Source organism: Bacillus sp. AFS012607 (assembly GCF_002558005.1).
GTDB lineage: Bacteria > Bacillota > Bacilli > Bacillales > Bacillaceae_G > Bacillus_A > Bacillus_A thuringiensis_S.
Window position 1 is genome coordinate 40,600 of the sequence record NZ_NTVM01000020.1, and the last position, 12,186, is coordinate 52,785.

Below are 12,186 nucleotides of genomic sequence, written 5' to 3' on the forward strand. Positions count from 1 at the left end.
TTTAACCCAAAATTTATTAAGTTAACTATTAATCACAAACTTAAAAGTTGCTTTCAATATTGAAAGCAACACATTTAGTATCCAACCTTAAACAAGTCACAAATTATAATTTGTGACTTGTTTAATTACCCACGTTCAATAGAAGATTTGTTTTGCAGGCATCGTTGTATCTTCAGAGACAGCATATGGATTTTCATTAGGTTTTATAATTATAAACATTCTACCATATCCACTGTGAGCTAATTTATTGCAAAGACCTTCTACCATAAAACCCCATAACTCCAGCTGCTATTCCCATTATAGATAATCCAAGTTTTTTCTTTATTTTAATGCTTCTTTTTCAAATATTCTCTTTTTTATTTCATAACTCATAAAAAAATACTTTTCTGCTTTTTCTATATTACCTACCTTATGAAACTCTAATGCCAGACTTTCGGTATATTCGTGAATATACTCCGATAAATTTTTTCTTTCAAAGTAAGAAAAACCTTCAAGAATAATTTTTTCTATTTTTTCTACCTCTAAATGCTGACAAAATCCCTTTAGAATTAAAAAGTGATATCTATATTCATCATTTTTTAATTCCTCACAAACCTTCAATCCACTTTCAATTAATTCCTTCGCTTTTTCTATTTCACCTAATTTATAATATTCTCTTGCCTCTAAAAAGATTGCCTTATAATGAGTAGGCATTTTTTTAGAAACCTCAGATAAGTGTCTAATTGCTAAAACTGAAAGATTTTGACTCGCATACAATAAACCTAAATTATGTCTGATTCTTAATACTAACATTTCAGCATCATTTTTTTGTAAAATGTTTATTGCTGACGCAATATATTCCTCACCTTTATCATGCTGCTTTAATTCCGAAAAAGATAATCCTAATATATTTTCGCACAGCGCTATGTTCACTTCATACCCTGCTTGTTTAACAAAGATATCTCTTGCCTTTGAAGCGTATTCAATAGCTGAATATGCGTAATGCAAGTGGTATTTTAATATAGCAACTCTATAATTAAACTCTGCATATTCAATTTCATCTGAAATATGCTCTAATAACCCTTCAGCTTTTTCAAAATAGTTGCTAGCTTCACTATAATTAGTAAGAATTGTATAATGAATGGCTTTGAATAAATAATAATAATAATTAGAATATTCATCATTCGGTTTAGGCAATGCATCTATTTTATCAAAAGCTTTTTTCAAATTACCTAAACCATCTATTAGCACTTTATATCGAAATTCTAACAGATAATAGTGAAATGAAACCTTTACATCTGATTCGATAATATAAAGCTTTTTATCGATCTCTTCTTTTAATTTTTTTGCTTCACTTATACGTTGAGCTCTAATATCTCGATACCAATCATTCAGCATCTTATTAATTAATTCATTGCCAGTGATTTGTATATTCATCAAATCCACTCTCCTTCTTTTAATTATCATAAAAATAACATAATTCGATTATTTGTATCTATCTATATATATATTTCTCAACAATTGAACAAAATTCATTCACTGAATTTTGTTCAATATTTTAATAGACCCGCTGTAAATATGAATACTTTTTCTTATAACCTCTGAATATGAGTATCCTTAAAATCCGTCTCATATTTCAATCCATATCCAAACATTCGATCCATTCCAATATGTGCTGTCCATATTAAGCCAATCATTATAACGGTATCTATCTTAAAATAGACACCTATTAGAACAATTAATATGGATATGATATATGTGTGACATACATTATATATTTTCGCACCAACGTGATTATTAATCCCATATGCTAACATTGATAGATCCGGCGCTAAAAGGAATACAAAAAATATAATCCAACTAAACTCATATATCGAATACATATAAATCGCGGCTAAAAATACAACCATTCCTTCAAAATGTACAATACGTTTTTGCATTATTTATCATTCCTATTTTTCTATATTTATTAATACATTTTCATCGCTAAAAGTATTCTTTTCATTTTTTGCATTTTTTGACCAGATGGTTGCTAATATTGGCCCTGCAATGTTATGCCATACTGCTGCTAATACACTTGGGAGTGCAGCCGCCGGTCCAAAATGCGCTGTCGCCAGTGCAACACCTAAACCTGAATTTTGCATTCCTACTTCTATTGAAATAGCCCTTCTTGTCCCTTCGTCTAGTCCAAGTACGAACGCAGTTATATATCCGAGCAAAAAACCGGAAGCATTATGGAGCATCACCGCAATAAAGATAAGAAGTCCTGAAGAAGTAAAGCTACTTACATTTGCTGAAACAACTGCAGAAACAATTATGATAATTGCTACAACTGATATTAAAGGAATAACAGTCATTCCTTTATTAACGATATGAGGGAAAAACTTTTTCACTACTAGTCCTAAAATAATAGGCACAATAATGACTTGTACGATAGAAAGAAACATGGACATAGCATTTACTGGCATCCATTGCCCTGCAAGTAATAGTAGAATGAGCGGTGTAGCAATTGGTGCTAGTAACGTTGATACTGAAGTCATTGCAATAGACAACGCTAAGTTCCCTTTTGCTAAATAAACCATAACATTTGATGCAGTGCCACCCGGTACTGAACCGAGCAACACTAACCCAGCTGCTAATTCCGCTGGCAGATTCATAACGTAGGCTAGTACGTATGCGACAAGTGGCATAATAATAAACTGAGCACATACACCGATAATAACTGCTAATGGTTTTGTAGCTATGATTTTGAAATCAACAGCCTTCAATGTTAATCCCATCCCAAACATGACAACCCCAAGTAAAATCGTTATGTAACTAGTTAACCCGAGAAATGGCGCGGGAATGAAATATGCAATAGCTGCAATACAAATAACCCAAAATGCAAAATACTTTCCAGCTATATTACTTATCGCTTCTAGTACTTTCACCCGATCAGCCCCTATCTTTTAATTGAAACACCTTATTCGGATTCAAAATATTTTGCGGATCAAGAGCTTTCTTTATTTTCTCCATTACACATAATGCCGCCCCATGTTCTTCTTCTTGATACTTTCGTTTTCCGATTCCAACGCCATGTTCTCCTGTACATGTTCCTCCTCGTTTAAGAGCATACAGAACGATACTTTCGTTTATTTCGTCTGCCTTCTTTACTTCCTCTTTATCATTTGTGTCAATCATTAAGAGTACATGGAAATTCCCATCTCCAACATGACCTAGAATACCGCCAATAAGCCCTACTTTATCTAATACCTCTTTCGCATGTTGAATCGCGCCAGCTAATTCCGAAATTGGCACACATACGTCTGTACTCATTAGCTTTTTACCAGGATAACTATGCACGTAAGAGTACGCTAAGTTATGCCTTGCATCCCACAGTTTATTTCTTGCTGCTGTTTCCGTCTCAAACGCAATTTCTTTACATTTATGATTAAGAACGATTTCTTTCGTAAATTCAATATCTTGCTTTAACCCTGCTTCATTGCCGTGAAACTCTAAAAATAGTGTCGGTTCTTCTCTGTAACTTGTTTCATTGTAATGATTTACTTGTTTCATAGATAATTCATCAACGAGTTCAATTCTCGCGATTGGAATACCTGCTTGTAATATGTTAATTACAGCTTCTACTGCATCATTTATAGTTGGAAACGATGCCCTCGCAGCCATAACATGTTCTGGTATACCGTATACTTTTAAAGTTAACTCCGTGAAACATCCAAGTGTTCCTTCTGATCCTACGAAAATACCATTTAAATGATAACCTGATGATGACTTCGCCGCTAAATTCCCGGTATGTATTACCCCTCCATCCGCAAGAACGACTTCTAAATCTCGAACTTGATCACGCATTACACCATACTTTACTGCTGTCGTTCCGCTCGCGTTTGTAGCAGCCATTCCTCCTAACGTTGCATCAGCTCCTGGGTCTACACTAAAAAATAATCCATACTTTTTCAATTCTTTATTAAGCTGAGAGCGCGTCACCCCTGGCTGTACTCTCACAAGAAAATCCTTTTCTCTTATTTCAAGTATTTTGTTCATAAGAGAAAAGTCCATTGTAATTCCTTTTTCGTAAGGAATTACATGTCCCTCTAAACTGGACCCTACTCCAAATGGAACGACAGCTGTTCCGTGCTGAATCGCTATTTTCATTATCGCGCTAACTTCTTCGGTCGTTTTTGGAAAAACAACTACATCAGGTAAACTACTAGTATGATAAGATTCATCTTTACTATGTAACTCTCGTACTGTCATATTTATTACTACTCGATCTTCAGGAAGTATGCCTTTTAATTCATTTACTACATGTTCAATTGTTATTTCCATAATCAACGCTCCTTTTTAATTTTAAAACAAGTATACCATCTTTATACAAAATAATTAGAAAAATAAGATTATTAAACCTGAACATACAAAAAAGAACCTGCAGCACACGCTACAAGTTCTTTTTCACTACATTTTAAACGATTTCTTTATTAACAACATAAACCAAATTAAAGTAACTGCCATCAACGAATGAGAAAATCCTACAATATAAGTTAACCCTTTAAAGTCAGCTCCATTTAACTGAAGAAGCCCTCTCGCTGCTAGCGAACCTAACATTAATGTTAATGCAATGTTATGTAAAACAAACCACTTATTAAACCCTTGTACTTCATGAAACGCGAATACTTTTGCTAATCCTAAAGCAATTAAAAAGAAGAAAAAGCCAAGTACAAGTGTATGTGTATGCAAAAGATTTAACAAAGTAGATCCTAAAATCCCTTTATACTTACCATACTCCCTAGCGAAAATCCCTGATAATAAACCGATAATCAAATACGTAAACGATGCATTATATAATTTCTTCATTATGTACCTCCTTGAGTAGAATGTGTAGTGTGTCATATTTAGCAATAATGATAGTTATATAGTAAAAATTCCTAGTTACCTAGGAGTCATTGTATAAGCATCTCACTCTTTACAATCAATCCTAATTATAAAATATCTCTCTATACAAAACAAACGAACTTTATGTGAACACCCCCCCATTAAAATATGTTGCACTTTTGTTTTACACAATCCATACTAATTGTTATAACTTTTTAAAGGTGGTGTAATCATTGATAGTTCTTAAAACAGAACGTCTTAACCTTCGTTGGTTTGATATAAAAGACGCTCCTTTTATTCTTGAGTTAGTAAACGATCCTGCATGGATTCAGTTTATCGGTGACAAAGGAGTTAGAAACTTAGAAGATGCAAAAAATTATATTGTAAACGGTCCCATCGATATGTATAACAAACTCGGATTTGGCCTTTACTTAGTAGAACGAAAAGAAGATCTCACTCCACTTGGTATGTGTGGCCTTATTAAAAGAGATTCATTAGAAGACGTTGATATCGGATTTGCCTTTTTAGAAACATTCCGTTCAAAAGGATATGGCTACGAGTCAGCTTCTGCAATAATCGAATACGGTGTACAAAAGCTCGGCATGAATCGAATTGTAGCAATTACTTCTATAGATAACATCGCCTCAGGAAAGCTTTTAGAAAAAGTAGGATTACGATTTGAGAAGATTATTTCAGGGTCTGGAGAAGATTTAAAATTATTTGGGTATAACGCATAGTAAAGAAGGTCGCCGTGAATGGCGACCTTCTTTACTATTGTAATAATATTTTCCTACACATTGAGATTGCTTGTTGTATAAGGAAGCCTTTCTTTTTTCCATGCAAGAAATCCTCCCTTTAAATTCACTACTTCCTTTATACCAGCTCTTTGTAAAATACTAGCTGCTATAGCGGAACGTAATCCGGTTCGACATTGCAAAACTATTGGACAATCTTTCGGTATATAATCTAGTTGTTCAAATAGATTACCTAAAGTGATATGTATTGCATCATGAAGGTGTCCTTCCTCCCACTCTTTTTTACTACGCACATCGATAACCTTAACGCTTCCACCTTTTATATGCGGATATAATTCAATCGATGTTTTTTCTTTGTAACTTTCAAATCTATCAAGTCTTTGTATTACTTTTAAGGGTGCAAAAGCAATAATATTATCTAACCCAATAGATTCAAATTCTCTAATAATTGCCTCCACTTTAACCTTTTCCTCATCTAGAATTATTAACGTTTCTGTTTTATAATCTAATAACCATCCACACCAAGTTGTGAAAGAATTGTTATAAGGTATGTTAATTGACTTCTCGATATGACCTGCAGCAAAACTCTCTACATCCCTTATATCAACTATTTGATGAACGCTCTTCAAAATTTCTTGAAGTTCTTCTACTGTATTAATAGCATTACTTTTTCTCTTCTTACGAATTGGCGGACCATACTTATTTAAATTCTTCATTAATGAAAAATACTTTGGAGGCTCTGGCTGTCCCGTCAATAAAGTTGATATAAAATCACTTTCTTCATTACACTGAAATGCCCAATTGAACATCTTTTCATAACCTAATGTAGAAGTTGGAATTGCTCCTAATGCTTTTCCACATGCGCTTCCCGCACCATGTGATGGCCATATTTGCAAATAATCAGGAAGTATTTTTATTTTTTGTATAGAATCAAATAATTGTTTCGCTCCTATTTTTGCAGTATCTTTCATACCGACTGCAGTTTCTAATAAATCCGGTCTTCCTATATCTCCTACAAATATAAAATCACCTGTGAATATCCCTATCGGTTTATCATTCGTATAATTATTTTGACTTGTATCAGTCACTAAAAAAGAAATACTTTCAGGCGTATGCCCTGGGGTGTGAATTACATTAAATTTTATATGACCTACTTTAAACTCTGTGCCCTCTCTAACCAATTTGTATCGACCTTCATTAAGATATTGATATTTCCAATCACAATCTCCTTCATCAGATACATATAAATTTGCATGATAAAGATTGGAAAGTTCTCTAGACCCAGAAAGAAAATCAGCATGAATATGAGTCTCAGCCGCAGCAATTACTTCCATTCCCTCTTTCTTAGCAAATTCTATATATTGTTCTATATAGCGACCTGGATCAATTACAATTGCTACGCCTTCCTTCTGACAACCGACTAAATAGGAAGCATGTGCTAATTTTTCATCATAAAAATATTTTAAAAGCATAGCTATTCCCTCCAAATAGGTATTTCAAATTGCTTTTCAATTTTTATAACCACTTTCTATCTTCCCCTATAGGATCCCTTTCAACATAAAATTCCAATACATATATGGCAACATAAATCTTTTAAGTAAAAACATACTATACCTTTCTTTCGCTTGATTAAACGGAAACGTTTCTTGAGGCTCATGTTTATAGTTAAATTCAGCGAGTATAAGACTTTTATATCCTGTAATAATTGGACAAGATGTATACCCATCATATTTAGCCTGCAAATCTCTTCCACTAAGTACGTCCATAATATTTTGTTTTAAGACAGGTATTTGTTTTCGAATTGCCGCTCCAGTTTTAGAAGTAGGTAAATTAGTACAATCTCCAAGTCCGAAAATATTTTTATACTTTACATGCTGCAAAGTATAAGGGTTTATATCTACCCATCCCTGATAATCACTTATTTCACTCTCTTTAATAAAATTTGGTGGCCCCATTGGTGGAACAACATGTATCATACTATATGGTATGGTTTCTCTTTTCAGCGTTTGCGTATCTTCAAAAATTGCTTCTCTCTTTTCGGCGATAATTTCTACTAAGTTTTTATTATAATTCGTTATAATTTGCTTTCTTTCTAGTACTTGTTCTAAAGTATTTGCATATCGTGGAACCTGAAATATGTCAGTGTTTGCAGAATAAAACATTACTTCACTTCTGTTTCTTACACCACTATTACAAAAATACTCCTCTGCTAAATACATAATTTTTTGTGGAGCACCACCGCATTTAATAGGAGTATTAGGGTGGGTAAAAAGCGCATTTCCTCCTTTAAATTTTTCGATTTCTCTCCAAGTAGAATCAACATATGTATAAGAATAATTGCTACATACCCCATTAGTCCCAATAGATTCTTTTAAGCCCTTAATACCTTCCCAATTTATTTGTATACCAGCTGCTACAATAAGAATTTCATACTCAAGCAGCAGTCCGTCATCTAACAGTATCTTATTTTCATCCGGAAATAACTTAACAACACTTTTAGGGATCCACCTTGCCCCTTTTGGAATAAGCGATTCTTGATCACGCATTGTACTTTCCTTTGAAACAATTCCTCCCCCCACTAAACTCCATAGTGGCTGAAAATAATGTTTTTTTGACGGATCAATAATCGCTATACTTTCTTTCAATAGGGGGATATTTCTTAATAAATGTGCAGTAGAAGATAGTCCTGCAGTCCCAGCACCAACGACAATAATTTTATAACTATCTCTGGTCTTCATTATCCTCTTCCTATCTAAATTTAATTTTTAAATTAACTAATTTGTGGCCGTATTTTCATCGTAGTAAAATTATTATACGTTAAAAACATCACATTTTTATCTTATTAAAATGAAAATTCTGTTAATTTTACCATCAACATTACTTTATGCGTAAATTCCTTATGTTACTTCTTTAATTTGTTTCAAACACTACAAACTTTATATTTTTCAATATTATACTGTATTCTAGCTACGTTTAATTACATCACATGCCAATAGACATTGGATTATAAGTCACTTGAAACAAACTACATAGAAACATCCAGTGTCCACATATACAATAATAGGATGGTTTTATATTAATTAATCACTTATATAATTTTTCCTTACAGTTTATCCTTGTCTCAATACTCTCTCAAAGTATCCTTTGTCACTTATAAGAACCGGAATATTCAATTTGGCAATGCGAAAAGTTTGTTTTCAAATATTTTTGTTTATATAAATTTACAAATGAAATTATGGTTATTTAGTTTATATGTATGCAAATCCATCCTGTTGAGCTATTACTCTTTTAAAAACCTCATATGTATTATTTTTATTTAATTTTGTTTACACCCTTAAAAAAAACGAGCATATGATAGTATATACTAATCCGAAAGCCCTATAGTCTACTTTCTAAGAGCACTGATTTGTGTTCTTTTTTTTAATGAAGATTATGTTCAATTTTTGTTACATTATTAAAACTTCCATTTGTTACTCTGAAAAATTCCTCACTTTATAATTCCTATTCACAGTATTTTGACCTTGGAATAGCTAATTACTATATCATAGAATATCTTTTTCATTAAACCTTCTGACCATATTGTATTTATTAAACCTTTGTATTGTAGGATTTAATAGTTATCTCATTGATCATAAAGAGATAAAACCAGAAAGTGATTTCTATTAGTCCAAGCACTTCATGTTACTCCCACATACACTATAAAATGTTTGGACTTTATTACTTCAATTAAAACTTAAAGTTAGGAGGATTTATTATGGCAGATTGTACAGGTTTAGCTTGTTTTCTATTCTCTTCGTGGCCAACGGGAACAGTTGTTACAATTACTACTAGATCAGGTCAAATTATTGGACCTGCTACTTTTTCACTGTTCTTTCCGAATATATGTGCAGTAGTATTGGAAGAAGAAGATGTGATAACCCCTTCATCTACCAATACTACATTCATAAGTTGTGAAGATATAGAAAGTGTTACTTTAACCACTCTTTAAAATGATTCATATTTTTCTAGCTTAATCCATATTTAAGACATTCTAATGAATGTCTTTTTTCATGAAAAATCTAATCAGTATCCCCTGAGATGTAACATTCTATTGACCTATTATTTCAATAAATTGCTTTAATTTAAATTTTTTCTCTTCTAAAGGTTACTTGTCTACACATCGTTCTACAAAACTTCATATAATATAGTATATTGTTTAAAGGAGGAATAAATTTGTTCTTATGCAATTTATTTGGTTGTTCAGGTGGAGTATGTAGTATTTTTAAAAATTTACAGCCAGGCGAAGTCGTTACTGTGACTGGTAAATCTGGGAATATTATTGGACCTGCTATTTTTACAAATTTTAACCCTAATACTTGTATCGTCACATTAGAAGAGGAAAATTCAGTTACTCCTCCTACTACAAGTATTACTAAAATTAGTTGTAAAGAAATAGAAAGTGTTACGTTTATCTCATAATATATTTTAAACCTAAAGCAGGGGTTGAAATATGAAACTCTTATACATTACTTCTGGTTACTCAAAAATTTATCAATATCTAGATCAAAGCATACAAGGAACACTTATAGATCAAAATTTCGAATGGTTAGCGATACAACCGAGTGAATTAATACAACAATTGGATTTCATTACAACAACTTTTCATCCCGATATTGTATTCACCTTATTAGGTAATCATCTACCACAAAAAGCAATTCAATATTTTAAAAAATGGAACATTAAATTAGCTGTCTGGTTAACTGAGGATCCATTTTATATAGATACTTCTCTTCTTCTATTAAATAACTTTGATTTTATATTTACTATTGATAGCGAAGCACTTAAATATTACACAGCTTTAGGATATACCAATGTATATCACTTACCATTAGCAACTAATATAGACGTATTTAAACCTAGTCTAAAAAATATAAAATATAAAAGTGAAGTATTATTCATTGGCTATCCTTATCCAAACCGAGTAAAATTAATACATTTCCTTTTAGAAAATACCCCCTATCACTATACTATTATTGGCCGACATTGGAGAAATAAGTTATTAAAAAAATGGAAAAATCACCGAAGAATTAAAATTATAGAAGAATGGATTCCACCTCAAGAAGTTGCGCTCTATTATAACAACGCTAGTCTTATTTTAAATCCTCATCGTAGTCATCTATTTCCACAAAATAAAAATAAAAATAAAGTAAAAAATAATACTATTAATAATCGTACGTTTGATATTGCCGCTTGCCAAGGCTTTCAAATTATTGAAGAAAAGTCTGATCTTTTATCGTTCTTCAATAAAGATGAAATTATATCCTATAACAGCTTTGAAGACTGTTTAAATAAAGTATCTCTTTATTTGGATGACACGATTTCAAAAAGATTAATGGTTGAAAAAATTCATACAAAAGTGATAACACAGCATACTTTTCATAAGAGAATCCACTTTATAACAACTATTTTACAGTCACAGCTTTATTAAAATAGAAATCCCCTTGTGCATATAGATGCACAAGGGGATTTCTTCAAATTAATCTATAACATATTCTTAACTTTTATTTCACTTGAAACATGTATTTTTTATAATTTTTATGCACCGATAAGATAAGCCCGATCATTATCATATTTGAAAACAGTGAACTTCCTCCATATGATAAAAAAGGAAGTGCAATTCCTTTTACTGGCATTATACCAATATTTTCGAAGATTCGAAGTGTTAGAACACTAATTGCCCCGCACATAGTAATGTACCAAACAGATTCTCTGCTGAATATGCAATTATAGTTACTCGATATATAAGAAGTAACAAGACCAATACAACGAGAGCCGCTATTATAAATCCACCTTCTTCAGCGATGGTAGCAAAAATAAAATCAGTATGCTTTTCAGGAATATATACACTTCCTTGACCAAATCCTTTTCCATGTAATTCGCCACTTCCAACAGCTAAAAGAGATTGTTGCGTTTGATACCCTTGATCTGTATTTTCAGCTGGATTCAGCCAACCTATAATGCGTGATTGTTGGTGAGGTTTTAACCTAGTAACTAATTCTTTAAAGAAAAAATCTGAATATCTTACGTATGTAAATATTAATGTAGATAGTAGAGTTACCGGAATGAATGTACAAAATGCAATTAATTTCTTTTGAATCCCTGATATGAATAAATACAATAGATGCTGCGTATAAGAACACCATCCCTGTATCTGGCTGGCTATATACCAGAGCAATAGGAGGAATTGAGACTAACATAATTTTTCCAACCAACAGGAAATCAGTTTTATATGTCCGAATCATATATTTAGCGTTATGATTCATTACTAAATTTGCGACAAATATAATTAGTGCAATTTTGAAAAACTCCGATGGTTGAATTTGAACAATAACAGGAAATTGAAACCATCTTTTTGCTCCCAATTTAACGGGAGTAAATGTTGATTCTGGTAGTATTTTTAATATAACAATTGATGCAAATCCAATAATATACATTGGACAAGATACATTTTGCCATTGATCCCACTCAATACTTGCAACTAATATTAACAGTACAAAACCAATTAAATAGTTCCTACCTTGCTGAAATGCAAAGTTTGTGCTTC

The 12,186-nt window shown here is 32.1% G+C and carries 13 protein-coding genes and 1 pseudogene; 4 read left to right on the plus strand and 10 right to left on the minus strand.

What is annotated here, in order from left to right:
* Nucleotides 1-135: 135 nt before the first annotated feature.
* From CN409_RS32580 to CN409_RS21745, 6 genes are all read right to left on the minus strand, one after another.
* On the minus strand, nt 136-267 hold the full coding sequence (locus CN409_RS32580) for a hypothetical protein (RefSeq protein WP_000229165.1): 132 nt from the start codon (nt 265-267) through the stop codon (nt 136-138).
* 54 nt (nt 268-321) lie between these two features.
* The gene (locus tag CN409_RS21725) at nt 322-1,416 is read right to left on the minus strand and encodes a response regulator aspartate phosphatase (protein WP_001025501.1); all 1,095 of its coding nucleotides are present in this window, start codon (nt 1,414-1,416) and stop codon (nt 322-324) included.
* Nucleotides 1,417-1,571: 155 nt separating this feature from the next.
* Entirely contained in the window at nt 1,572-1,919 is a 348-nt protein-coding gene (locus tag CN409_RS21730; RefSeq protein ID WP_001172057.1) for a DUF4260 domain-containing protein, read from the minus strand.
* Between the two features lie 12 nt (nt 1,920-1,931).
* Complete coding sequence (locus CN409_RS21735) at nt 1,932-2,909, minus strand: bile acid:sodium symporter family protein (protein WP_097981045.1); 978 nt, start codon at nt 2,907-2,909, stop codon at nt 1,932-1,934.
* A gap of 4 nt (nt 2,910-2,913) precedes the next feature.
* A complete protein-coding gene (locus CN409_RS21740; RefSeq protein ID WP_097981047.1) occupies nt 2,914-4,305 on the minus strand; it encodes an FAD-binding oxidoreductase in 1,392 nt (463 codons plus the stop codon).
* A 126-nt stretch (nt 4,306-4,431) separates the two neighbouring features.
* Nucleotides 4,432-4,830 (minus strand): DUF2871 family protein, encoded by a 399-nt coding sequence (locus tag CN409_RS21745; protein ID WP_000737896.1) that lies wholly within the window; start codon nt 4,828-4,830, stop codon nt 4,432-4,434.
* Nucleotides 4,831-5,081: 251 nt separating this feature from the next.
* Between CN409_RS21745 and CN409_RS21750 the strand changes: the two genes are divergently transcribed.
* Nucleotides 5,082-5,585 carry a GNAT family N-acetyltransferase gene (locus CN409_RS21750; protein WP_000636433.1) on the plus strand — a complete coding sequence of 168 codons (504 nt, stop codon included), beginning with the start codon at nt 5,082-5,084 and terminating at the stop codon, nt 5,583-5,585.
* Between the two features lie 53 nt (nt 5,586-5,638).
* Here CN409_RS21750 and CN409_RS21755 read toward each other — a convergent pair whose 3' ends face one another.
* Nucleotides 5,639-7,075 (minus strand): MBL fold metallo-hydrolase, encoded by a 1,437-nt coding sequence (locus tag CN409_RS21755; protein WP_000925301.1) that lies wholly within the window; start codon nt 7,073-7,075, stop codon nt 5,639-5,641.
* A gap of 66 nt (nt 7,076-7,141) precedes the next feature.
* The gene (locus tag CN409_RS21760; protein WP_097981048.1) at nt 7,142-8,341 is read right to left on the minus strand and encodes an FAD/NAD(P)-binding oxidoreductase; all 1,200 of its coding nucleotides are present in this window, start codon (nt 8,339-8,341) and stop codon (nt 7,142-7,144) included.
* A gap of 1,016 nt (nt 8,342-9,357) precedes the next feature.
* On the opposite strand from CN409_RS21760, the gene CN409_RS21765 reads away from it, so the two are divergent.
* The 3 genes from CN409_RS21765 (at nt 9,358) to CN409_RS21775 (ending at nt 11,070) form a co-directional block, all read left to right on the plus strand.
* Nucleotides 9,358-9,591 carry a hypothetical protein gene (locus CN409_RS21765; RefSeq protein WP_000752669.1) on the plus strand — a complete coding sequence of 78 codons (234 nt, stop codon included), beginning with the start codon at nt 9,358-9,360 and terminating at the stop codon, nt 9,589-9,591.
* Between the two features lie 224 nt (nt 9,592-9,815).
* Complete coding sequence (locus CN409_RS21770) at nt 9,816-10,061, plus strand: hypothetical protein (protein WP_000477970.1); 246 nt, start codon at nt 9,816-9,818, stop codon at nt 10,059-10,061.
* Between the two features lie 31 nt (nt 10,062-10,092).
* The gene (locus tag CN409_RS21775) at nt 10,093-11,070 is read left to right on the plus strand and encodes a CgeB family protein (protein ID WP_000772272.1); all 978 of its coding nucleotides are present in this window, start codon (nt 10,093-10,095) and stop codon (nt 11,068-11,070) included.
* Nucleotides 11,071-11,143: 73 nt separating this feature from the next.
* Here the strand turns inward: CN409_RS21775 and CN409_RS32855 are convergent, their stop codons facing one another.
* Nucleotides 11,144-11,329, minus strand: coding sequence for an FtsW/RodA/SpoVE family cell cycle protein (locus tag CN409_RS32855; RefSeq protein ID WP_367399326.1), 186 nt, complete (start codon nt 11,327-11,329; stop codon nt 11,144-11,146).
* Nucleotides 11,305-12,145, minus strand: a pseudogene (locus CN409_RS21780) (FtsW/RodA/SpoVE family cell cycle protein). Before CN409_RS21780 ends, CN409_RS32855 begins: the two are co-directional and overlap by 25 nt.
* Nucleotides 12,146-12,186 lie beyond the last annotated feature (41 nt).